Origin of the sequence: Vibrio sp. D417a, from assembly GCF_030248595.1 — a bacterium.
Classification (GTDB): domain Bacteria; phylum Pseudomonadota; class Gammaproteobacteria; order Enterobacterales; family Vibrionaceae; genus Vibrio; species Vibrio alginolyticus.
On sequence record NZ_JAHGAM010000016.1, the window covers coordinates 119,850 to 143,859 of the forward strand.

A 24,010-nucleotide genomic window follows, 5' to 3' on the forward strand; every position below is an offset into this window, starting at 1 on the left:
GACGCTGCGGGTCTTTTGGACTGCAGCTGTTCATACAAAACCAGAGTTTGTATGGGTACTCAAACTCTGATATCAGCGCAAAGGCCATACCTAAGGTTGCGTGTGCTTTCGATAGCGGTAGGCATCTGTTCGTCCCTTAAACTATTTGTCGATAACATCGCTGCGATTATTTCACCGCAAGATACAGAGAAAGGCTTTTCTGTATCTAACCCTCTAACTAAATCGTGGTATAGCCAGATACAATAAGTGTAAACAAATTGTTAAATTATGCTTCATTTTGACTTTCGCTCAGTAGTAAAGTTTTGCTTACACCCTGATTTTGCAGAGTAATATGCTGCTATTTTGTTGGTGGTATTTTTAAACTCGAATTTAATTACTGGTTAATGAAACATATTTGCAACAAAATTTGGCTGTAAAATTTGACAAAGTGAGTCATTATTAATGAATCAACTCAAACAGTTGCTATATGATGAATTGCAAATTTTTGTTGTGCTCGAAGCCTCGACCTTATGAGAATGCATAACTTCTTCCCAACTGAGTGGAATCAAGGTAGGGTGACGGCATTACAAATGTATACCCTCGGCAGTCCTTGAGCTTATCCAAAGTAGGTGGTGCTCAAGCGGAAGTGATTATGGAGAAGTTATGTACCACGCTCATGTTTATTTTCCCCTAAGAGAACAAGATAAAGCGCAAGCCTTGAACGATATCATCCGTCAAGAGCGTCAAGATGTGCTGCGTGTGTTTCCATTAGTTGGAAGGTTAGTTGGCCCACACAAGATGCCGATGTTTGAAATTCACCTAGAATCATTGAGTGAAGAGTTCTTGGCGTGGCTTGATACGATTCGAGGCGATTTTTCTGTGCTTATTCACCCAGTAAGCGAAGAAGAGTTGCTCGATCACACAGAACGCGCGATTTGGTTGGGCAGAGAGATTGGTGTATTTGAAGAAAAGTTAGAGAAATAGTTGCTCCTCTTGCCCATGCATGGCCGCTTTGAATCCTTCTCTTCTCATTGCGGTCACAGCTTCTGCTTAACGCCTCATCTTCATTGATGGGTGCGGAATCCCTCTCTTACGCTTTGCTGTAGCTATTTTTGTGCTAAACCTAAAAGTAGGCTTTCGAACTTCACACAAAGCGTGAAAATGTCGCTGTTTAGTATGCCGTTGAATGAATTTTGGTGGTAATAAAATAATAAGTCTTTGATAAATCAAATAGGTATAGCAGGGAAGTGCAGTTTACGACCCCAACGCCATTGGCAGTGGCGCCGATAATTTCTGAGGGGGAAGGGTATGTTTTCAATACTCTTGGTTATACTTGCACTCTATATATTTTGGCTGTTGTTTCGCAACGGGCCTGCGTTTGCCGGGCGTACCGCTCAAAAAAAACGTGACTGGGTTGGGCCTACCGCCAACAAAGAAGAGTGGCGAGGATTTTGTACGGATGTATTTCAGCCGTTCAGTTCTCAAACGACTTTCTACGCCATTGCTTATTTTGCCAATTACGTAGCAGCAGCGAACGCAATATCTTGGTCAACGATATACGAAGGCGATTATCCGGTCATCATAAGCCGATTTGGTAGCTACTTCATTTTAAGCACGCATGATGCACTGGTCGTAGCTGGGTTTATTGCGCTTGCTTTCTTTATCATTAATTGGCAACTTGCCATGCGCTGCTCTGGTATTCTTAGCCAGTATCTAGTGCGGATTCTTATTATTAATCAAAAGCGCTTTGTCGCGATTAGCTTGGTGTTTTGCAGCTACTTTTCGTACCTACTGACGCTTGGTATATTCTGGCTGTTCCATGATGGGTATTCAATCTGGCATGGATTAATGCTTAGCCCTGTGTTCCTGCTGTTAGCTTTATTGGTAGCGGTTGTTGTGCCATCTGCAAAAAGAGAAAAATAGTGTACCTAAGTAATCCCGAGATGGTTTGTTCAGCGGGAATAGTTTGGCTTGTAGACTAGGTAGTGGTGTAAAGGACTAGCCAGTCTAAATCACGAAGCGGCAAAAAAGTATACGAGCCGAGATCTTTACTTCATCAGGTATTTGGATGGCTTTGGGGCGTTTACTTAAGCAAGGTAGGCTGCACTTTTAACTCGATCAGATTATCACGTTCTGGTTTAGCCTTATCGAATGACAAAATAAAGCTGCAATTCGATAACCCTAGACAAGATGATATGTCTTCGTAAAAGGGTGAAGTGTTCGTACTGGGAACTTAGAATTAAAAAACGCGGCCAAAGAATAGCCGCGTTTATTAGAATAAGAGATTTAACTTTCTGTCACAGGTTCAGAGGCTTGTTCAGCGCTTGAATCCACAGCTTTTACAAGTAGTAGACCAACACCTCCGACGATGGCACCACATAGAATAAACACTAAGCGCCCCCATACTGGGTTAGGTAGCAGAGCCATAAACATGACACCTATACCTGCGACCGCGATAAGTTTACCCAGCATTTGACGTTGCTTGTTATCGAGTTTTCTCTGTGCCACTGATTCCGCTACAAGAGGCGTTGATAGGTTTTCAAAGAACTTATCGACATCTGCTTGACGTTTGTCAGTTAGAGGCTTGTAGAATAGAGTCGACAACATGAAGAAGCCACCAGTTAGCGTCATGTGTCCGATTAGACCTATTGCTACTTTCACATCAGACCATTCTCGGCTAGTCAACTCCTCAAGGCCAAACGCCGATGACACCATATCAGCTGTGATAACAAACCCAACAAGGTAGGAAACGATGCCACCCACAACTAGAGTTCCCCAACCTGCCCAGTCTGGAGTTTTCTTGATAAAGAAGCCTAAAAACGCTGGAATTGTCATTGGGAATCCGATGAGCGCACCAACGTACATCATAGTGTCGAATAGACTCAGACCTTTTAGAGAGTTTATAAACTGCGCGATTAGAATAATTGCAACGCCAAATACCGCCGATGTTGCTTTAGAAACTGCGACGAGCTCTTTCTCTGATGCTTGGCCTTTACGAACGATCGGTTCATAAAAGTTCTTTACGAAAATACCTGAATTGCGGTTAAGACCAGAGTCCATAGAGGACATCGTAGCAGCAAACATTGCAGCGACCAGAAGTCCAACCATACCTGCTGGCATGTATTCTTGAACGAAGTATAGGTACGCGAAGTCGCCTGCTTTGTTACCAGCATCTGGATAAGCTGCCGCTAAATCAACACCTTGGCCTGCAATATACCAAGAAGGCATGAACCAAATGAAAACTCCACCCAGCATCAATACACATGCTAGCAAAGCTGCTTTTTTTGCATTTTTAGAGTCTTTTGCAGCTAGGTAACGGTAAGAGTTCAACATATTGTTTGTAATAGAGAACTGCTTAACGAAGATAAAGAACGCCCAAATACTAAAGATGCTTAAGTAGTTCAGGTTGTTACCGGCAACAAAGCTCCCACTTTCTGCGACTGGGAAGTTAGAGATAATTTCAGTAACGCCACCACCTTGAACAATAGCAACGGCTGCACATGTGATCGTTACCGCCATGATGATGACCATTTGCATGAAATCGGAGGCGATAACCGCCCAAGAGCCGCCAGTTACCGACATCGCAAGTACAACTAAACCGGTAATCCAGATGGTTGCTGTCATATCAAAACCAAAAATACCTGAAGCTATAATAGCAAGGGCGTTAAGCCATACACCTGCAGAGACAACACTGTTTGGCATTGAAGACCAAGTAAATACTTGTTCGTTTGTTGTACCAAAACGCATACGAATGGCTTCTATGACAGTTACGACGCGTAACTGACGAAATTTCGGTGCAAAGTAAGCGAAGTTCATGAAGTAACCAAACGCGTTTGCAAGGAAAATAATAGCGACAGCAAAACCATCATTGTAGGCTTTACCAGCGGCGCCAGTAAATGTCCAAGCAGAGAATTGAGTCATAAACGCCGTTGCTCCAACCATCCACCAAAGCATGTTGCCGCCACCTCGGAAGTAGTCGCTTGTAGTACTAGTAAAAGTTCTGAACATCCAACCTATTGCGATTAAGAATAGAAAATAGATGCCCACAATGAGAGTATTGAGTTCCATCTTTAGACCTTTGAAGTAGTTTATTGTCCGAAGTAATAGTAACGTTCGCTCCTCTTATTTGTAGTACAATAACTCAAAATCGTGACCAGTAAGGCGTAATAAACCCTTTAATTAATCATACAAGTGATCGGTGTCAGATATTGCTTTTCTCTGAAGCTGCTAAAGGTGTCGAGTTTAGGTATGGGTTCTATGAATATACTTATAAAGAATCTTAAGTCCTCTAATAAGAATGGACGCGGATTTGCATATCTGGCAGAGGGATATAACATCGATTGATGTAGGATTGTTAAAAAAAAGCCCATGCAAGCCTGTACTGCATGGGCCAAACGGTACTAGTACCGCGAGCTGTCGGCTGAAGTTCGCAACAGCGGCTTTACATGATTACTAACCACTGAAGATGACGTTCGAGGGGACATCACCTGAATTCGGTTGTTTATGTAACACTGCTAGATCTTCGACAATCATTGCGCACATGCAATGCTAAGCTCTCTAAAATGTAGTTATGATATGGAGCAACTAATCAGTTTACACTCGCTCTGATGTTGGCAAGTGACAATGGCTATTCGCTGCATTTTGCTAACGTCGCCCCATTAATGATATTGTATTATTAATTAAGGTAAATGCTGATGATACCAAATTGTGACAGAGAACATGTTTAGCAAATAGGCCTGTGATCTGGATGATTACAGGCTAAGCCGATAAAGGGGCCCGACTGTCGCTTTTGTCTGAGGTGCGATACGGGTTTGTTGAACTAATAGTAACTCTGCAGTTGCAATTGCATCTGCAAGTGCATTATGGCCGTTGTAAGCGGGTAACCCGTAACGTTCCCTTGTCGCTGCTAGAGTCACATCTGATTCATCGGAAGCATTGATAGCTCTTTGTAACCTTTTTTCTATTCGCAAGGTGTCTATCCAAATGAGCGGCAACTCTTTTATGTTGAAAACTCGCTGTAAATATTGATTAATAAAGCTAGTTTCGACTATACATCCGTGCGCAACAATAACTTTGTTTTCTGCTGCTTTAAAGAATGTCCGCATTGCTTCATGAATAGAGATTCCATCAGTCAGCATTTGTTGGGTAATATGGTTAACAACTATGGTTTCGGGCTTAATTTTTGAGTCGCTATGTACATAAAGGTGTTTGCTTGTTGCTAAGTCAATATGGCCTTGTCGAATCTCTACCCAGCCCATGGAAAGAATGACTTCTTCCTCACTGTCTAAGCCAGTTGTTTCAAGATCTAGAACGATGAACTCAGTGTCAAAAGCTCGTTGATTTACGTCCAGATTTGGCGAGCGAAGCAGCTTTTTAAGATAAAGAGGGATGTGCTTCTTTTTATAGTGCTTTTGTCTCTGACGATTTTTTCGTGTCAATGGATGAAAGTACTCAAGTAAGCGCTTCATTATCGGCTCCCAAAACGGAGTTTGGCGACTTCTTGTAGATCTGCAATGATGCGGAACGCGTCTTTTAAATGTTGACGTTCAAAACTACCGAACGTATTGGGGTCAATGTGGTTATTTGGCTCATCTCCACTTTTTAGTGCTTCTAATTGATGGGCAAATCGAAACGACAAGATGAATTGATATGCGTTTATTATATTTTTGTACGCGTCATGGCTGAGCAGCCCTTTTTCGTTGGCTGCTTTAAAACGCTCATCAGTTGCAGTGAGGTCACATTCAACTGCAAGACCATAAATCCTTGCAAGATCAATGATTAGATTAATCGCGTATTTTTTTACGTCGAGCGTTTTCTTGTTCTCTCCCGATTTTTGTAATACTAGGCTATTGAATATTCCTAGCGGTGGGTTTGTTTTCACCGCATCGTTAACTAACATCGTAAGGAATTCTCTATTAGCGTTGATGTTAGAGTGAAGCTCATCGCGAAGTATCTGTTCAAAGTCTTTGTTTCCATAAACGGTTCGGATTTCTAAAAAGACACTGATATTGAGGAGGCGCTCGTATTCAGGATTTGCCACCCATTTCTTATAGTACTTTTTCCAAACAGAGAGAGGCTGGCACCATTTAGGGGTCGCTGCCATAAACTTCCCTGGACACAATGGATAGTTACATTTATTCAGGCCATTACTTACTATCATTGCTAAATGTTTGAAGTAGATACGGTCGTTATCTGTTGCCGAATCATCTAATACGATGGCGCTATCTTGATCTGACAGCATATGTACTTCTTGGCGAGCATGAGAGCCTGCCACAATCCAAGAGAAGTCACAGGGAGGTGTTCCCAACTTATCAATGGCTATTTGTATTAACCTACGAGTGTACGCATCCATAATCATGGTCATCACTTTACCAATGATTTCTGGTGAAACCCGTCCTTCGACTAATGCTTCAAAAATAGCTTGGCGCTCAGACGTAAAACTAGACAAAGCTTTGACACTGCCAGCATATTTGATCTTTTCAATTAAAAATATAGCTTGGACTCGATGGTTTTGAACCAAGTGCGTTGTTGTCAAAACGCCAACGACGTTATTGTCTTTGACTAGGGGTAAATTTCTTATGTTGTGCTGCATCATAATGGAGGCTGCGTGCAGAACTAAATCGTCAGGATGAATTGTTTTAGGATCAGGCGACATGACTTCGACGACTGGTGTTGAGATGCTTAATCCTTTGGCGATGACTCGCTTTGTCATATCTCGGTCGGTAATCAGTCCAACTATTTTATTATCACGATAAACGACAGCGCAGGGAGAGCACTTATCGATCATCTCGTTGGCGACTGACTGAATGGATTGCTCAGCGGTTACAATTGCAACTCGACCACTAGCAACTTCCTCTACACGCCGAATAAACAACCCTTTTTCTTTGTTAGACCACACGACATCTAATGCTGACTTTAGCCGTACCTGAGCTTGTGATGCAAAATGTTCAGCACATTCAGGATGAGAAGTGCACAACTTTTTCAGCGCAGCATTTGGAATTACATAAACTAATGAATTTTCGATTGCAATTGCTTTGTATTCTTTTCCGCTTTCGACTTCGTTACCAAGAAAAGTGAAGCCAAACAAATCTTCCGGACCAAGTTTAGCTCTCAATATGCCATCAGATTTACGCTGTTCGATAGAGCCAGTTCTAACAATATAAAGTGACTTTTCGTTCTTAGAAGAATACTGATCAACAACATCCCCCTTGCTTAAATAAGTGATCTTAACAGATGAAGCAAGCTCGCGAAGTGCACCTTTAGGTACCTTGTCAAACGGATCAATCTGGCTGATAAACTGTATGATATTTGGCAGTAGCGAGTCGGTCATAACACAACATTCTCAAAATACATTTGTATTACTATATATCAAAATATTGATGGTGTGCCATAAAGAATTGGAGGAAACGAAATTAAAAAAGCACGCGAGATGCGTGCTTTTGCCTAGTTATTAGATCGCCCAAGCTCTAAGCTTAACTGGCTTCGGGTAAGCGATGTTTTGACTCCAACAAGTGGTTAGCCGAAGCTTGACGTGCTTTTTCAGCATTGCCTGCCATTATTGCTTCATAAATCTCACGATGTTCTTCGATGCACGTATTGCCTTCCTCAGATGAGTGAGCAATAAAGTTAATGAACATTGTAGTCAGAACATGCCCAAACGGTAAGAAAAAGTCGTTTCCGGTTGAGTTAAAAATAATGCTATGGAAACGAATATCTACATCCATCCAGCGCGCTTTGTCCAGTTCGTCTGCTTTAGCGACTTCCAACATATCTTGGAATGCTTCTGATAGCTGAATTCGCTGTTCCGCAGTGGCATTTTTCGCTGCGAGTGCACAAGCTTCAGGCTCTATCGCGCGTCGTAACCCCAAAAATTGATGACAGAACTGATCTATCTCTGTTAGACCGTCCATCCATTCAATTAATTGTGGGTCTAAAAAGTTCCAGTACGCTCGGTTGATGACTCGAGTACCAACTTTTGGACGTGACTCGAGTAAACCTTTTGATGTTAAAAGTTTTACGGCTTCACGCAAAGCTGTGCGACTGATACCAAACTGTTCACACAGGGACATTTCTCCTGGAAGAATGGACCCTTGAGGGATCTTGCCTGACAAAATGCTACGAGCAATTTCGCGAGCTACTTGTACATGTAAGCTGCGCTTGGAACCGGAGATAGAATGAAATTCACCAGACATAAAATCACTTATCGTTAAAATTGTATTATTTAAGCTTGGACTATATCATCCAAAGTGTAGCTCACCAAGAAGATGTTTACGTAATAACAGTTGTCTTCACAAATCCATTTTGAATCTCCGACTGCTTTATGAAGCCTTCATGATTATGATACTTAGCGTATAACAGATGAGGCCACCGATTCTTACATCATTCCTTATTTATCTGTTAGCTCAATATGTTAGTTAACTCTAGTCGCGCCTACTTATTGTACTCACTGATTTTCAATACACAGCACACAATTTGAATAGAAGGTCAGGTTTCTTGTTAAATAAAGTGATATTGTATTATTATATACTAAAGATCGGTGTACATGATGTTACTACTCGACCATTCAATATTGAGTTTGGCCAATATACCTCGCAAGTAAAAATCATATTCATAAGATCGTTAGATTTTAGACGCTAAATAACAGTGCTTTACATTTACACAGAAAGTCTCCGCCTTCAAAGCGTGTTTCATTTGGCCTTTTCTAATTATTAGCTAAACAAGTCGTTTAGGCTGCTGGCAATGAGGAATATAGATGGCAGAGTTTTCACTTCTCGGGAATTCAAATCACAAGATACATGTACAAGTAGCAAGACAGATTTCTCGCAAAATATTGTCAGGAGAATTAAGTCAAAATGAGAAGCTCCCGAGTGAAATAGAACTGTGTAAGTTGTTTGGTGTTAGTCGGACAGCACTACGAGAGTCGACGAAGTTGCTGTCTGCTAAAGGCTTAATTATCTCTAAACCAAAAGTTGGAACTACGGTACTACCAAGAAACTATTGGCATTTTCTTGATCCTCAACTCTTAGAGTGGATCCAAGATTTAGAAGATACTAAGCCGTTTCTATCTCAGTTTTTAGGATTGCGTAAAGCCATAGAACCAGAGGCGTGTGCGCTGGCAGCCCAAAATGCCAATGCTGAGCAAAGAAAGCTGTTGTCAATTGTATTTCAAAGAATGACGATGGCAGCACGATGTCACGATTATGATGAGTGGATTGCTAACGATCATTTGTTTCATCAAACGATATTCCTTTGTACCGATAATCAATTCTACGTTCCCTTCAGCAATATACTTTCGACCATATTTAAGGTGTTTATTGACAAGTCAGTTGAAGGAGGGAGGTTCTGCCTTAATGAGCACCGTGCAATTTATGATGCAATTATGGTCGGAAACTCATTTCAAGCTCGTTTAGCCTCTCAAACGCTGTTAAATGATGAGAATCAGAGGCTTTCCGACGCCGTGAATAGTTAAGAGCTTGCGTACACCTTTATTGACTAAAAAGATTTTTCTGTCGTTTCTTTTTGTCATGAACTTTGCCTAATGACCGAGCTCTTTAGTTTAAACGTTTAACCTCATTACAAAGGTTTACTAATGTTTTCCCAACCATATATAAAGAAAAATTTATCTCTTGCTTGGCCGCTTGCTCTTAATGCTTTGTTGATGCAATCAATGCTTATGATTGATACGCTGCTTGTTACGCCATTAGGTGAAGTTTCACTTGCTGCTATGGGGATTGCTACAACAATAGTTTCTTTCGTTTTAGGCATCCAAATGGCTCTAGCAAATGGGTCTCAATTGGTACTTAGCCGTGCCGTAGGCTCTGGTCATTATCTATCGTTAAATAAAGGTTTCTGGGCAGCTTTAGTTATCAACGTTCTAGTCGCATCCTTATTCTGGCTGTTGATTACTGTCTTTGATGAAGCGTTAATCAGTAAGTTGACGGATAACGTTGATCTCTATGCGGAGACAAAATGCTACCTTGCAATTGCTAAGTTCATCGTCATATTCAATGCCATTACTCAGGTTATGATTGCGGTGTTCAATGCGCTTGGACGGACCAAAGTTCCATTTAAAGGCTATTTGATTGAATTGCCAGTCAACGTGGCGATGTCTTATGTTCTGATTCACGGCCTGACTAATTTTGAAGGTATTGGCGTTCAAGGCGCCGCGGCGGGTAGTTTGGTTGCTATTAGTATTCGGCTGTTATATTTAACCATGTGCATTAAGCTTGATGATTCTATCATCTTGTCTATTAAGAAGCTTGATGCGTCATTGAAAAGCAATATATATAAGCATTTTAAAGAGATTTTCCCCGTCGCGGCGAACGTCACAATGTTACAAACTGGCGCAACGATATACATGTTGCTGTACTCGCAACTGACCTTAAATGCTTATGTCGCTATGACTATCGTGATGCCTTGGATCAAAGCTGGTACTCAGTTCATTACTGCTTGGGCGCATTCATCGGCAATCACGATTAGCCAAGCAATTGGATCAAGAAAAATGGATGAGCTGCGTAACAATGTCGATATTAGTATTGATATGGCCGTGATGATCTCGTTCGTTTCAGCATTTTTCTTTTTTGCACTTAGTTTCGTTCTTCCTGATTTGTATCCCGACTTAGACCCGAGTACTTACAAAGCGTTATCCGCGATTGCTCCACTTTACATACTGCTACCGATAGTACGTGGCTATAACACCGTTCATGGTCATATTTTGAGAGCGTTAGGTAAAACAACGGAGGTGTTTAAGATTAACTTTACCGGTCAGTGGGTAATCTCAATACCGTTATGTGCTTTGATGATTTTATACTTGGACCTTTCAGTGTTTTGGGTGTTTGCAATCATGCCGTTTGAAGAAATTGTTAAGGCATGGCCATTTAGGCATTTAGCACGTAAGTCTCTGAAAGATTTCGATATTAATAAGGCAGACAAGCTAATGTACGATTGATCCTATGACTTTCGGATTAGGTCGAAAAGATTCGTAGATGCTATGGACTAAAGAGGAGTATGTATAGCTTATCATTTTGGGGTTTATCGAGTTTATAAATTGTGATCAATAGAGCACATCATAACTTCTTTCCTCGAATCATTCCTTTGCAAACCTTATTATATGTATGACAATATTACATATAATAAGGTTTGAACATGAAACTCAATCTACTCGTAGCCGCAATGGCTGTTACCTTACCAACTCTTGTTATCGCTTCTGATTTAAATAATGGCGTTGATTATCCAGTCCCTGCCGATAAATTTGATATGCGAAACTGGAAGATCACTATTCCTTCCGATATCAATGAAGACGGAAAAGTGGACGAAATCGAGGGTGTGGCGATGCTGAGTTATTCACACAAAGACTTCTTCTTCTTGAACGAAGAAGGCAACTTGGTGTTTGAAGTGCAGAATAAAGCGGTAACGACAAAAAACTCGAAGAATGCTCGCTCTGAACTACGTGAAATGCCTCGTGGCGCTGACTTTTCTATTCAAACCGATGATTTAGCAAACCATTGGGCTTTATCGAGCCACCCTCAGGCTGCTAAACACAGTCGCGTAGGTGGAACGTTGGAAGCGACCTTGAAAGTGAACCATGTTTCTGAACACGCCAAATTTCCAGAAAAAGGGCCTGCTCATTCTGTTGTTGTCGGTCAAATCCACGCGAAAAAAATTGATGCAAGAATAAAAGAGGGTAAAGGTTATGGACATGGAAATGAACCCATTAAAATCTTCTATAAAAAATTCCCAGAACACAAAATGGGCTCTGTATTTTGGAACTACGAGCGTAACCTAGCGAAGGAAGATCCAAATCGTATTGATATTGCATATCCAGTATGGGGAAATACTTGGGATAACCTTGAAGAACCAGGCCAAGCAGGTATCGCTCTTGGTGAAGAGTTCAGCTACAAGATAGAAGTTCAAGGAACTATGATGAACTTGACGTTTGAAACAGAACGCCACGAGACAGTAAATTATTCCATAGATCTCAGTAAGGGGATTGATAGTAAGGACTTTGAGCATGGCTACGCAGAAGACATGTTCTATTTTAAAGCAGGAGCTTATGGTCAATGTAGCGTCAGTGAGTCTCACCCTGTGTGGGGTACAGGATGTGCGGGCACCGGTGATTTTTCAGTCGACAAGAAAAACGGTGACTATAATAGCGTGACATTTTCTAAGCTCAAGCTAAATCAAAATTGAAACTAATAGAAAACTAAGAGCTACTCGATTTCTACTTAAGCCTCATCGATTTGATGAGGCTTTTGTTTTCAGTGGAATTCTTTAAAAGGTAAGAAACAAGATAGAGCAAGCAATCACTGGGACTGGCTTGAATTTAGAGTATTGTGTTGAATTTTGTCCTTCTGAAGAGGTAAAAAAATAAAGCCAGGCTCGAAAGCCTGGCCTAGTATCAAGTGCTACAAAATAACACTAGAGTTGCTTTGAATCGATGTTATCGAAATATGCTTTTGTTGAAGCACCACTTGTGTCCCCTACATAAATAGTCAGTTGTGATGGTGTATTCGTTGCGTCTAAGCCTGTTTCGGACTGACTTGGTGCATCAACCGTTTTTCCATTAATAGAAACGTTAATCTCATCACCATCCCAAGCTAGGGACATTGAGTTCCAAGCGTCAGTCGTAATAGTGCCTATTTCTACGTCATCTGATCCTGCTTCGGCTTCAACTTTACCACTACCCGAAATTCTCAATTCGTAGTAACGATCTGAGTTGTTTTTACCTGAGCCCACATTAATGTATGTAGTTTTTTCGTTGTCTGACGGAATGTAAACATCGAATGACACGCTACCGTTTGATGTTGCTCCGTTTGAAAACTCGCGCGTAACGTATGGTTTGTTGGTCGTATCTGTGTCGGATATTAGCAGAGAGTTAGTGCCGCTCTTTGATACGTCATCACTTACTACAGCCACGGAGGTCAAGGTGGAGGAGTCATCAGCAACCGTATTGTATTCTTTCCAACTAGAGTTTGCTGAACTGATATTTGTTCCTACTGGGTATGAGTCAAAGTTTTCACTCACGTCTTCTGACGGTTTATCAGGATTAGAACTTCCGTCTGAAATGACAACCGCTTCGCTTGATGCACTGTTGTAAATTGTCGCAAGGTCTAAGCCTGGAATGTAGTTGTCAAAATCCTCTTCTAGAACCAACACTTCAGAGCCCGAATCACTAGAGTAAATCTTCAAGTTGTCTGCATTTAATTCAAAGTTTGTAGTGTTGCCATTATCACCTAGTCTCAGTGATACATAAGTTACAGCGGTGCCATCAGCGACAGGTAACATTTCACCTATTTGTTTACCGTTAACCGAAAAAGAGAAGAAGTTTTCTATCCAACTGACTTCTATCGCGAGGTTTTCACCTAACTCAAACGTGTCGCCTGTTTCCGTCAAGTTTCCACTTGCATCGCGGTATTTGATTTTGCCGTTTTCAAATGCCACTTCGCCATGCAAGTTGGAATTCGAGGTTTTTGCTGCATAAAATGAGATGTAAGCATTGTCACCAGAACCGTCGGCTTCCTGTTCTGTTTCTTCATGATGCTGGTAAGTTAGATCTACAGTTAGTCGGCCTGTTGAAATTTCTGAAACACTCGTTGAATCAGACAGCTTGATTCGTAACTCACCGGTGTCTTCTTCTGTTCCACCTTTATTGGTATCCAAAATTTGTACGACGTTGTTATCGCCAGCGTCATTATTTGCCGCTGCAACTGCATCTTTCACCGCATCGTTTTCTGATTCATCGTTACCGGTGAACTTTCCGTCATTTGTTCCTGAGATGGTTAACATGCCGTTTGAAACTTCATAAGTCCCTGTTAACTCGGTAGGGTTACCTAGATCGCTCTCGTCATAAAGGTTGAATGTAAGCGTCTCTGTATCTTTATCTTCGGTATAAGTTGAAGTGTAGATTGTGTAAGTACCGAAGTTATCATCATCGTTATAATACTTTTGCGTACCGTCTTCAAAGACATAGACGTTTGGCAGGTCGTGCTCATCATCGGATTTCGCCACAGTGGCTGGTGTTGAAATATCCCACATACCTTGGCTCAACTCAGACTCAGTTTCTGTTGGTGGGGGAGCTGATGGTGCATCCCTTAAATCAGTGTTACATCCGGTTAACAAACCTGTGGAAATAGCAATTGCTGCTGCAATTTTTGTTACTTGCATGGTAGGTACTCACTTCTATGTGTTTTTATTTATGTAATATTGTTAGACAAATAATTTCTGTCATCTAGATGGTTTTATCAATAGAATGATCCGACTCACACTAGATACAATGATCGCTCACTGAAGTGATGAATAAGTCACACAAAATAGTTGAATATCAACATCAATAAGAGCTGAACCTTTATGAGGTTGAGGGCTTTCTTTATAGAGAAACAGCAAAAACTAAAGGTGATTTAGGAAAGAAATTTGATTTTACATCAAGATTTTTTATTTTAAGTCATTGAATTTATTGTTGTTTATATTTTTTAATCTTCTTCTTTATCATATGAAACGAGTTAAAACATTTCTCTGTAAGTGATGTCTACAAAGGTCGTTTTAGAATCAGACATAGCTAACACTTTTGAATATATAATAATACAAATTGTCAGTTGAGGGGCACTTACATGATTAATATCACAGAACTCTCATGATTAATTAACTAGTATTTGTCATACATTAATTCAATAGTGTTGAATCAAATCCAGGGATTTAAGTGGTATCCCAAAAAATATATACAGAGAGATATAATCATGAAAGCAGTTACAACAATGTCCCTATTCGTTGCTTCCACATTAATGACGGGAGCGGTTTCCGCAGCAACTTTAGACTATCGCGCAGAATATAAGCATGAGAGTGAAACTTATGCCCAACGTATCAAAATTAGTGGTAGTTCTAAAATTAACGATCAGACCAAACTGAACTTTGGTGTTGAACAAAAATTCCATAGTTACGACAACTCGCATTTTTGGGATCAACTCGTTGCTGGTGATTCTGAGTTTGATTGGGGAGTTCGCTACCAAATAAATAAACAATGGTTTATCCAACCAGGGATGCCTATTACTTTTGGCGATGATGACGAAAAAACCACTTATAAACCACAAGTTCGTGTTGGTTACAAATCCTCTTTTGGCTTAAGTACCGCTTTACGTTACCGACACGAATTTCAAGTTTATTCAGATGGTGCAGGTAACAAAACACTAACGGATGGTACTTCGGTAAGCGTTGCTGGGAAAACAGTTGAACAAGGTAAGTGGACACTGACAGGCTCTTACGATATGCGTCAGTTTGATAACGAGTACCTTGATAACGTCAAGCTGAGCTATGAGATCAACTACAACAAAAACTATGACGAAGTGCGTTTATCTGATTGGAAAGATTCTGAGTGGGATGCTGGCTTAATTGTTGGTTACCAAATGGGAGATTTCCGTCCTTACTTTGAATTGTGGAATGTCAAAGGTAAGGATGGTTCAACCACGGATGACCGCCAATTGAGAACACGCCTTGGTCTTAAATACAGCTTTTAACCCGAGTGTTATTGCCTAATTGTTGTTACAGCAAAAGAGCTGTTAATTCATTTTTATATTGTAGGTGTTAGATTACATGAAGCATATTTTCTTCAAAAGCTTGTTAGCTTCTTCTATTTTACTTGCTGTGGGCTGTAATAGTACGGCGACCATGGTAGATCCATTTCCAAACAACCAAGAAACTGGTGCTGATATTCTGACTCCCGTTACGATAACGGCGAGTAGTCATGATGGTAATGTTCCAGAGCAGTTGTTTGACCAAGATATTATGACACGTTGGTCAGCAAATGGTGATGGTGAGTGGGCGATGTTGGATTACGGCTCGGTTTATGAGTTCGACGCAATTCAAGCCTCGTTCAGCAAAGGTAACGAACGCGTCAGCAAATTTGATGTTCAGTTTAGTACTGATGGTGAAAACTGGGTGACGGTTATTGAGGGTGCGCAAAGCTCTGGTCGCGCACTTGGCTTAGAGCGCTTCCAGTTTGAGCCTGCAGTAAAAGCACGCTATGTTCGTTACGTTGGCCACGGTAATAGCAAAAACCAATGGAACTCAGTTACTGAGTTAGCTGCAGTTAATTGCGGAATTAATGCCTGTCCGGCAAGCCACATCATTACTGATGACGTCGTTAACGCTGAAGCGGCTATGATTGCGCAAATGAAAGCGGAGCAAAAGGCACAAAAGGATTTACTCAAAAAGAATCGTAAAGGCGACTTTGGAGCACCAATCGTCCGTCCTTGTGAAACGACTGTGACGTGTGATCTTTCTAAAGCGATGCCTTACCCTACGTTACCGAAAGAGCCACTCGCTACAAATGCTCCGGGTGAAAACTTTGACTTAACACGTTGGAAACTGACGACACCTTTCGACCATGACAAAGATGGTCGTGCTGATGATATTGATGAGTGGGACTTGGCTAACGGCTTCCAACACTCTGATATATTCTACACAGCAGATGATGGCGGAATGGTATTCAAGAGCTATGTGAAAGGCGCTCGAACTTCTGAAAACACTAAATACGCGCGAACTGAGTTACGTACCATGCTTCGTGCTGGTGATAAGTCTTACAGCACAAAAGGTGTAAATCCTAATAACTGGGTATTCAGTTCTGCACCAGTTGAAGATCAAAAAGAAGCGGGTGGTGTAGACGGTACGCTTGAAGCTACTCTGAAGATTGACCACGCAACCACAACTGGTCAGTCGCATGAAGTTGGCCGCTTTATTATCGGCCAGATTCATGACAAAGATGATGAGCCAATTCGTCTTTATTATCGTAAGCTACCAGACCAACCAACAGGTACAGTTTACTTTGCTCACGAAAAAACCAAAACTGGAACAGAGGATTACTACAGCTTAGTGGGTGATATGACTGGTGAAATCGGTGACGATGGCATCGCGCTAGGTGAAAAATTCAGCTACATCATTGATGTGAAAGGCAACACAATGACAGTTACGGTAAAACGTGATGGTAAAGATGATGTTGTTCAAGTCGTAGATATGAGTGACAGTGGCTATGACGAAGGTGGCAGATATATGTACTTTAAAGCCGGTGTCTATAACCAGAATATGTACGGTAATCCAGATGATTACGCACAAGCTACTTTCTATAAATTAAAACAATCTTTTGGTAAGTACCAAGGCTAGTTCTATCACTTTTAGTTGATTGAAGTCCTTTGCCCTCGGCTTTGTAGCTGAGGGCTTTTTTTCTATAGAAGAATAAAACAGCTCAAATATTATTTTAATTGACATGGATAAATTAATTTAAAAATTTATCACCATAGATAAGTAATAATTATTGATTGCTTTTATCTTCTGACAATGTTTATTTTTAAGTGCGAATGTATATTAGAGTAGTTTAATTGGTTAAATTTAAAATAACTCAGCGTTAGGGTAGATAAATATCTCATGAAACTATAGAAGCTTTTTTTAAGCTGCCTAAGTGGAGGTTGATTTATATATTTATCGTAGAAGGAAACACTATGCGTGAAGCGATTTGAATTGTGGTGTTCTAAAAGAAGAGGCCACGAGAAAATAAATTTCCCGTGGCGGCAGTATGAGCTTTGTTCGTTGCTTTAGAGCAAAGTAGCAAGCCTATTGCTAAGAGATTGAAATGACTATTGATGAAGAGTGCTCAAAGCACTAAAGCTCACATCAAAGATTTCTCCTCGATATGCATTATCAGGTTTAAACTGAGGGTAAATTCCGGCTTTGAAGTAAAACGCAATATCAGGCGATGCCCATCTTTCAGTAAGAGTATAGGACTTGTTGTTAGCGGTGTCTGAGTATGCTTCTCCCCACTTCAGTGTGTGCGAGACCATATTACTGCCATCTGCATCGTAGGTGGCTAAAAACAGTCCTTCCTTATCGGCACGGATCGTATATTGCCAGTCTTCGTTTACCGCGTAGGTACCAAGCTTAACGCTGAATGCGTTGCAATCAGTACAGTCTTTGTTGTTATCAAGTTTGTAGTTATCGTTCAGAATAACTCGGACTGGCTTATTGTCACCTTCCCAAAGTAGCTTCACGAGTGCTTGGCTGATTTTCCAACCATGTATCTGGCCTACCACGACTTTTGGTAATTGACCGTCGATTTTAGGGTATTCGTTAATTCTTAGTGTTGCGTTTAGCGTATGCGAAGTTGCACCGGTACGACTATCTTCAATATACCAACTTGTCTCTTCATCGCTGGTGCTGCAATCCGGGGAGTTAGTACTGATGTAGAGCTCTCGCAACTCTGAACGGATGTAACTGGAGTTGGCCGTTGACGTGCCGTAACCCATATCGGCACGGAAATGCATGCTACCGTCAATAACATTGAAGTATGATAAATCAATCTCGCGTTGGTAAACGCTCTCTTCGTTAGACAGAGGATCTTTACTTGAATTACAACGCTCAGGCTCTAATTCAGCCGCGCTGTCACCGCCAAAACCATACCAATCATTTTTGCTTGCAGGAATGGTTAATTTCCAATCGTCAATATTCCAGGCTATTGAATCAGTATGGTCAGTTTTGGTTAGTCCTAGCTGCTTAAATTGTACCTTTGCTTCACCGTTTTCAAACTGGTTGTAAACTCCGGCTTTAAAGTAGCTCAGGAGGTGCTGCCAGTAGGATACATCTACATTTACCTTTTGCTCATCGTTCACTTTAATGGTTAATGTGTTTTCTCCGATTTTTACTTCGAATCGCGTGAATGCGTTGAGATCGGCTTTTCCTAAATCATAACGATCATATGATGTTGCATAACAATCTGATGCGCTAGAAGGTAGACTGCAATCTATGGCATTGTTCTTTACTACCGCCCAGTAATGACCAGTGATACTGTTTCGTTCTTGTTCCCAAACGATTCGTAACAAAGGGTGTGGGATAGCACCTATACCAGAAGTATCTGTGCCTTTGTTATGAATTTGCAGGAAAGTGACTTCATCGTGGTTTGCAGGGGAGCTAGCCATTGCAAGGTTAATCTCTGGTAATCGAACATCTGCATACAAAGTTCTAAAGACGCCTTGTTCTGAAATGTTGAAGTTTTCTCGCTCACGAACTTCTGAGCGCATTTTGTAGTTCGACATTTTAAAGACAAGGTAATTGGAATCCTTTTCTGCGTAAAAGTGGTCACTCTTATAATCCGAGAATGCTCCATTTTTGACGTCACTGTTTTTGTTTCCCTCCTCCCCATTGGGATCTGATACTTGTAAATCTGAATTACTCAATATGTTTTGAAATTTTGCTACTGAGTATGGTGCTACATGCTCTTGGTGTGGAATATTTGGTTTATCATCTTGGCTTGTAGGGGAGGTATTTCCTCCACACCCTATTAATCCAAGCCCAGAGAAGCTTATTAGAAGCAATTTAGTTGATTTTATAAACACAGTAGTACGTCTCTTATACCATTTAATATTTGTAATACAATATCATTTTAGTGTTATTGGGGAGTAGTTTAGTCATAAGTTAAATAGTAAAAGTGTTAATTAAATCTCAGAAGAGTTCTATATCTATAAGTGGTGTCTTTGATAAGGCGTAAGGTTAAGTTATGTCTGTTTTTCCTAAGAGTTATTAACGGTTTTACTATGATTAAACGCTAATTGATAAGCTCATGTAGAGTCATGTAAACAATCAAAAAAAGCCGAACATGGCGTCCGGCTTTGAATTAGTTCCCGATTTTTACATTAATTTTTAGTGACTAGCTAAAGATTAAATTTGTGCGAATGCGCCTTCCCAAGTGTAAGTCACACCGTCGAACTCAACGCGATGTGCCGCGTTCTGCTTGTCTTCGTCAAGGTTGCAGATGGCGAAGTGGTAAGCGTTGCCTGTGGTTGTTTGCAGACGAATCACAGTACCCACTTCGTTGTTGCCAACGACGGTGACTGACTCTACTAGACCACGAGCGCCAACTGATGCTTCGATAGACTCGTTGAAGTAACCGTGTGTCTCTAGCACTGAGGCAAACACGTGGTTCTGACCCGATTGACGTAGGATCAGTGCTGGTTCGCTCTTCAAGTTGAAGTCTGGATCATTTGCGCCTGTGCGAGTGAAGAACACTTTGCCGCCGTTTGTTGCGCTTGTGATTAGCGAGTAGTAGCTGTTGTCGTGCAACCAGCTTACAAGCGAGCTGCCTTCAACTTGGCCTGAACCCACATTCCATAGGTGTTGGTAACCGCTGTCTTCGCCCATTGGACGCAGCGTGCTTTCTACGTCGTATTCAAAATCCGTACGGATGATTTGACCAGAGTAGTGCACTGGCAGATCGTATTGGTGCTCTTGATCTGCTTCGATGCGGTAAACATCAATCACAAGTGGTTTTTCGAATTCTGGCAATTCAGCAAGAATAATGCTGCGCTGCATGTCTACGCCGTTGTAATAACCAGAGATGCGACCGCTCATGCCTTGCAGTTTTTCGTCATCAGCTTTGAAGAAGTGCTTAGAACCGAACTTGGTTTCTGCTAGCGCTGTGTCGAAGTTGTTTTGCGTCTTTTGGTCAACCGTTACTGTGTTGTGCGCGACTGTCTGCTTACAGTAAGACTTGTTCTCTGGGATGTAACGACCGCCAAATTTAGGCTCAACGTTTACCCAGCGACCAAAGCCGTAATCGTGCAGCACTTCATGACCGCGGTTAAACACGCTCAGGTGAAGACCATCGTAGTGACCGTGGTCTAGCGCTGAGTGGTACTGGTGATCGCTGCCGTGTTGACCAAACCAGATAAGCGCCATGGTATCGTCGTCTTGCTCGTCACGGTGACGAAGAATGCTTACGCCGCCTTTTTCACCTTTAGGGCCGTCTGTTACGAATAGGCTACCCCAGTTGAATGGTTTGATGTTGTCTGCGGCTGCAACCGCGTCAGACAATGTTTTACCTGAGATATGAACCCAAACGTCTTGCTGGTGGTCTGCCATGCCAAGTAGCGTTTCAGACTGCTCGTAACGGTGGAAACAGACTGATGTAGCCATGATTACGCCTTCATCGTTGATCGAAATCGTCTTCGATGAATCGTTCAATGCTGGCAAAGTACCATCTGGGAATGCCGTCTTAAATACTGCGTAAGACGTAGTCTTGATTACCGAGTCGTTGAACTCGTAAATACCAAGCTCAGGTTGACGACGTTCAATCGCTTCTGCGAATAGGTAGATTGGACGCAGCGAGAAACGGTGGTAGTAAGGACCTTCCATGTAGTAGCCGTCTGGCGAGAACAGTTGGTCTAACTGAGCTAGGAAGCCGCCGCTAACTTTGTCCAGTTTCAAGCCGTAAAGCGCTTTGTCTACCGCATCTTGATCGTTAATTGCGTAACCACAGATACCCACTGCTGCTACTGCCCACAGACCGTGGTTGTGTACGATGTCGAAGTCGTGACCGTAAGTGACTACGAATAGCTCAATCATTTGTTTGAACAGGTCGTTTTCAATCAGTGTTTTTTGCTCTTCTTCCAAGGTATGGTAAATGCAGCTGTACGCACAAGAGGCGTATAGCATCCACATGTTCTCATTCAGAGTTTGGTGGAAGATCTTACCCGGAGGGTTAGAGTCGCGGCTGGTGTTGCTCTCTAGCGTCGGGTAAACCTTCGCGTAAGCCGTTAGCATGTCCACGATGTAATCACGGTATTTCTGTTCGCCAGTGATAAGGAATAGGCGACCCGCTAGATCAATGTGGATGTAGTTTTGCTTGTGACGGTTGTGCTCGTAACCGCCGCCTTCGCCGTGACCTGGAACTTCAATACCGACCTCAGCCATGTAAGCGTCAGTTTGTTTGATGTCACGTGCTAGTGCATTTCCTAATAGGCTATCCGTGCCAAGTGCTTTGCTTAGTTCTGCCGCTTCTTCAAAGTTCATTAATAGCGGTTGGTAAGACTGGGTTTGGTAGCTCATTATTATTTCTCCTGCCCGAATGCGTTTACTTCTAGAGAGTAGAAGCCATTCCAGCTGTAGGTTTTACCGTTTAATTCTACTTGGTGTGGGGTTTGGTCGTCAGCGCCTAGCACATTGCTGATCATCACAGTAACCAGTGATTTTTCAGTCGTGATTTCTACGATGCTGCCAACGGCGTTGTAACCCACGACGCGGATATCTTTCACCTGACCACGTGCATTCACCGACTGCTCAAACTCTTCGTTGAAGTAGCCGTGTGTTTCTAGCACAGAAGCAAATAGTGTCGATTCGCCCTTACTGCGCAGAATGAATGCCGGTTCGCTACGTAGGTTAAAGCTTGGGTCATTGGCGCCAGTGCGAGTGAAGATTACTTCATTATCACCGTTTTGCTTCGCGCTGTTGCTTGTGCCTAACCAAGTGTAGTAGGTGTTGTTTTGTAGCCAGCTAACCAGCGCGGTATCTTGCACTTTGCCGCTTGCTACTTTCCAAAGGTGTTGGTAACCGAAGTCATCGCCAAGCGTGTTCAGTTCACCAAAGCTTTGGTAATCGAAGTTAGTACGTACGATTTGACCATCGTATTGATGAGAGTAGTCGTACTGATGCTCGCCTTCACCTTCGATGCGGTAAAGGTCTAGCAATAGCGGTGCTTCAAGCTCATCGAGGTTAAGCATGAACACACTGCGCTGCATGTCTGTATTCGGGTAATGGTCGTTCGCAAACGCACTCATACCGTTGATTTCAGTGCCTTCTACTTTGAAGAAGTGAGGCAAACCGTGTACCGAATCAGCGCGGTCTACATCGAAACCATTCTGACATTGCTCATCAATCGTTACCGCGTTATGCGCGATAGTTTGACGTGCGTAGGATTTGTTTTCGTCTAGGTAACGACCGCCGAATTTAGGCTCAACGTTTACCCAGCGACAGAAGCCGTATTCACGCAGCACTTCTTGACCACGGTTGAAGAAGGTAATGCCAAGCGTATCGAAGTTACCATGTCCCATGCCGTGTTGACCGTAGTTCATCACAAGCTGTGACACATCACCGGTTTTATCCTGCATACGGATAAAGCCTTGTGCACCGTTGTTACCAGTTGGACCTTCGTTAAGTTCCACGCTCGGCCAGAAAGGCATGCCGATTTCACGGTCTGCGATGGCTTTATCATAGGCTTGAGAAAGCTCAAGACCACAAGGGTGCATCCAAACTGCGTTTTGAATCTTCGCCATGCCTAGGATGTTGTCATCCATACCGTAGTGTTTGCTGTAAACGCTCACCGCAACTTGAACACCCATATCTGTAATGCTCATGGTACGAGATGCGTCGTTTAGGGCAGGGAACTCACCATTCGGGTAAGCCGTTGCCAGCATCGCTTGTACTGTGTTGCCAATCACTTTGTCTTTGTAGTTGTAGATGTCTACTTCAGGCATATGACGGTGTACTACTTCTGCAAATACACAAGTTGGACGAATCGCATAACGATGGTAGTAAGGGCCTTCCATGTAGTAACCAGAAGGGGCGAACAGTTGTGAGATTTGCGCTAGGAAGCCACCGGTATCATCACGGTCTTGACCGTATACCGACATCTCTAGATATTCAGGTTTACCAATGGCTAGACCACAAATACCAACAGCCGCAACTGCCCAGATACCGTGGTTGTGAATACGGTCGAAATCGTGCGCGTATTTTACGGTGAACATGTCTAGCATTGGTTCGAAAATGCGCTCAACAACGGCTGTGCGCTCTTCTTCTGTCATCACTGATGCCACGCAAGAGTAAGCAAGGCTAGTAAACATTAACCAACAGTGTTCATTAAGGATCTGGTGGAAAAGACGACCTGTTGGGTTAGTGTTTTTCTGTACGTGGAAATCAAAAGTGAGGTACTTCTCTGCGTAAATAGCGAGAAGATCTTTAACGAACTGCGCGTACTTTTCTTCTTGAGTGATCAAGAACAAACGACCCGCTAAGTTCATGTAGGTATAGTTTTGTTTGTGGCGGTTGTGCTCGTAGCCACCCGCTTCGCCGTGACCTGGTACGTCTAGAGGCAGACGCATGAAGGCTTCAAGTTCCTTGCGATTCGCTTCAATGGATTTGCCCATTAAGCTCGGCTTTCCGACTTCCTTTCTTAGTAGTTCGACTTCTGCTTCAGTCAACAAAATCGGTTGTGTAGTCATTTCTT

16 protein-coding genes are annotated in these 24,010 nt (G+C 42.2%); 8 read left to right on the forward strand and 8 right to left on the reverse strand.

What is annotated here, in order from left to right:
- Positions 1-51: 51 nt before the first annotated feature.
- The 3 genes from KI742_RS16240 (at position 52) to KI742_RS16250 (ending at position 1,902) form a co-directional block, all read left to right on the forward strand.
- Entirely contained in the window at positions 52-246 is a 195-nt protein-coding gene (locus KI742_RS16240; protein WP_152560954.1) for a hypothetical protein, read from the forward strand.
- Between the two features lie 396 nt (positions 247-642).
- Positions 643-963, forward strand: coding sequence for a DOPA 4,5-dioxygenase family protein (locus tag KI742_RS16245; protein ID WP_053307765.1), 321 nt, complete (start codon positions 643-645; stop codon positions 961-963).
- 324 nt (positions 964-1,287) lie between these two features.
- Positions 1,288-1,902: a hypothetical protein gene (locus tag KI742_RS16250; protein WP_285386099.1), complete on the forward strand. Its 615-nt coding sequence runs from the start codon at positions 1,288-1,290 to the stop codon at positions 1,900-1,902.
- Between the two features lie 363 nt (positions 1,903-2,265).
- On the opposite strand, the gene KI742_RS16255 is transcribed toward KI742_RS16250, so the two are convergent.
- The 4 genes from KI742_RS16255 to KI742_RS16270 all read right to left on the reverse strand — a co-directional run bounded on the left by KI742_RS16255 (position 2,266) and on the right by KI742_RS16270 (position 8,171).
- Positions 2,266-4,047, reverse strand: coding sequence for a transporter (locus tag KI742_RS16255; protein ID WP_031781211.1), 1,782 nt, complete (start codon positions 4,045-4,047; stop codon positions 2,266-2,268).
- Positions 4,048-4,730: 683 nt separating this feature from the next.
- Positions 4,731-5,447 (reverse strand): 3'-5' exonuclease, encoded by a 717-nt coding sequence (locus tag KI742_RS16260; RefSeq protein WP_213987018.1) that lies wholly within the window; start codon positions 5,445-5,447, stop codon positions 4,731-4,733.
- Complete coding sequence (locus KI742_RS16265; protein ID WP_285386101.1) at positions 5,447-7,309, reverse strand: putative nucleotidyltransferase substrate binding domain-containing protein; 1,863 nt, start codon at positions 7,307-7,309, stop codon at positions 5,447-5,449. The genes KI742_RS16260 and KI742_RS16265 overlap by 1 nt, the downstream gene beginning before the upstream one ends.
- Before the next feature lie 142 nt (positions 7,310-7,451).
- Entirely contained in the window at positions 7,452-8,171 is a 720-nt protein-coding gene (locus tag KI742_RS16270) for a FadR/GntR family transcriptional regulator (RefSeq protein WP_005388529.1), read from the reverse strand.
- A 560-nt stretch (positions 8,172-8,731) separates the two neighbouring features.
- Here KI742_RS16270 and KI742_RS16275 point away from each other — a divergent pair.
- The 3 genes from KI742_RS16275 to KI742_RS16285 all read left to right on the forward strand — a co-directional run bounded on the left by KI742_RS16275 (position 8,732) and on the right by KI742_RS16285 (position 12,168).
- Positions 8,732-9,448: a FadR/GntR family transcriptional regulator gene (locus KI742_RS16275; RefSeq protein ID WP_017634231.1), complete on the forward strand. Its 717-nt coding sequence runs from the start codon at positions 8,732-8,734 to the stop codon at positions 9,446-9,448.
- A gap of 189 nt (positions 9,449-9,637) precedes the next feature.
- The gene (locus KI742_RS16280) at positions 9,638-10,927 is read left to right on the forward strand and encodes an MATE family efflux transporter (protein ID WP_053308081.1); all 1,290 of its coding nucleotides are present in this window, start codon (positions 9,638-9,640) and stop codon (positions 10,925-10,927) included.
- A gap of 197 nt (positions 10,928-11,124) precedes the next feature.
- Positions 11,125-12,168 (forward strand): polysaccharide lyase family 7 protein, encoded by a 1,044-nt coding sequence (locus tag KI742_RS16285; protein ID WP_054574338.1) that lies wholly within the window; start codon positions 11,125-11,127, stop codon positions 12,166-12,168.
- A gap of 228 nt (positions 12,169-12,396) precedes the next feature.
- Here KI742_RS16285 and KI742_RS16290 read toward each other — a convergent pair whose 3' ends face one another.
- Entirely contained in the window at positions 12,397-14,142 is a 1,746-nt protein-coding gene (locus KI742_RS16290) for a hypothetical protein (RefSeq protein ID WP_054576769.1), read from the reverse strand.
- Between the two features lie 569 nt (positions 14,143-14,711).
- Here KI742_RS16290 and KI742_RS16295 point away from each other — a divergent pair.
- Positions 14,712-15,485: an oligogalacturonate-specific porin KdgM family protein gene (locus KI742_RS16295; RefSeq protein ID WP_053307760.1), complete on the forward strand. Its 774-nt coding sequence runs from the start codon at positions 14,712-14,714 to the stop codon at positions 15,483-15,485.
- A gap of 76 nt (positions 15,486-15,561) precedes the next feature.
- Positions 15,562-17,127 carry a polysaccharide lyase family 7 protein gene (locus KI742_RS16300; RefSeq protein ID WP_017821221.1) on the forward strand — a complete coding sequence of 522 codons (1,566 nt, stop codon included), beginning with the start codon at positions 15,562-15,564 and terminating at the stop codon, positions 17,125-17,127.
- 470 nt (positions 17,128-17,597) lie between these two features.
- On the opposite strand, the gene KI742_RS16305 is transcribed toward KI742_RS16300, so the two are convergent.
- The 3 genes from KI742_RS16305 to KI742_RS16315 form a co-directional block, all read right to left on the reverse strand.
- The gene (locus KI742_RS16305) at positions 17,598-19,349 is read right to left on the reverse strand and encodes a polysaccharide lyase family 7 protein (protein ID WP_054576768.1); all 1,752 of its coding nucleotides are present in this window, start codon (positions 19,347-19,349) and stop codon (positions 17,598-17,600) included.
- A 322-nt stretch (positions 19,350-19,671) separates the two neighbouring features.
- On the reverse strand, positions 19,672-21,837 hold the full coding sequence (locus KI742_RS16310) for a heparinase II/III family protein (protein WP_285386104.1): 2,166 nt from the start codon (positions 21,835-21,837) through the stop codon (positions 19,672-19,674).
- Positions 21,838-21,839: 2 nt separating this feature from the next.
- Positions 21,840-24,005 carry a heparinase II/III family protein gene (locus KI742_RS16315; RefSeq protein WP_285386107.1) on the reverse strand — a complete coding sequence of 722 codons (2,166 nt, stop codon included), beginning with the start codon at positions 24,003-24,005 and terminating at the stop codon, positions 21,840-21,842.
- Positions 24,006-24,010 lie beyond the last annotated feature (5 nt).

Coding starts and splice junctions, on each gene's coding strand:
- KI742_RS16240 (WP_152560954.1), top strand. CDS start 52: ATGGGTACTCAAACTCTGATATCAGCGCAAAGGCCATACCTAAGGTTG.
- KI742_RS16245 (WP_053307765.1), top strand. CDS start 643: ATGTACCACGCTCATGTTTATTTTCCCCTAAGAGAACAAGATAAAGCG.
- KI742_RS16250 (WP_285386099.1), top strand. CDS start 1,288: ATGTTTTCAATACTCTTGGTTATACTTGCACTCTATATATTTTGGCTG.
- KI742_RS16255 (WP_031781211.1), bottom strand. CDS start 4,047: ATGGAACTCAATACTCTCATTGTGGGCATCTATTTTCTATTCTTAATC.
- KI742_RS16260 (WP_213987018.1), bottom strand. CDS start 5,447: ATGAAGCGCTTACTTGAGTACTTTCATCCATTGACACGAAAAAATCGT.
- KI742_RS16265 (WP_285386101.1), bottom strand. CDS start 7,309: ATGACCGACTCGCTACTGCCAAATATCATACAGTTTATCAGCCAGATT.
- KI742_RS16270 (WP_005388529.1), bottom strand. CDS start 8,171: ATGTCTGGTGAATTTCATTCTATCTCCGGTTCCAAGCGCAGCTTACAT.
- KI742_RS16275 (WP_017634231.1), top strand. CDS start 8,732: ATGGCAGAGTTTTCACTTCTCGGGAATTCAAATCACAAGATACATGTA.
- KI742_RS16280 (WP_053308081.1), top strand. CDS start 9,638: ATGCAATCAATGCTTATGATTGATACGCTGCTTGTTACGCCATTAGGT.
- KI742_RS16285 (WP_054574338.1), top strand. CDS start 11,125: ATGAAACTCAATCTACTCGTAGCCGCAATGGCTGTTACCTTACCAACT.
- KI742_RS16290 (WP_054576769.1), bottom strand. CDS start 14,142: ATGCAAGTAACAAAAATTGCAGCAGCAATTGCTATTTCCACAGGTTTG.
- KI742_RS16295 (WP_053307760.1), top strand. CDS start 14,712: ATGAAAGCAGTTACAACAATGTCCCTATTCGTTGCTTCCACATTAATG.
- KI742_RS16300 (WP_017821221.1), top strand. CDS start 15,562: ATGAAGCATATTTTCTTCAAAAGCTTGTTAGCTTCTTCTATTTTACTT.
- KI742_RS16310 (WP_285386104.1), bottom strand. CDS start 21,837: ATGAGCTACCAAACCCAGTCTTACCAACCGCTATTAATGAACTTTGAA.
- KI742_RS16315 (WP_285386107.1), bottom strand. CDS start 24,005: ATGACTACACAACCGATTTTGTTGACTGAAGCAGAAGTCGAACTACTA.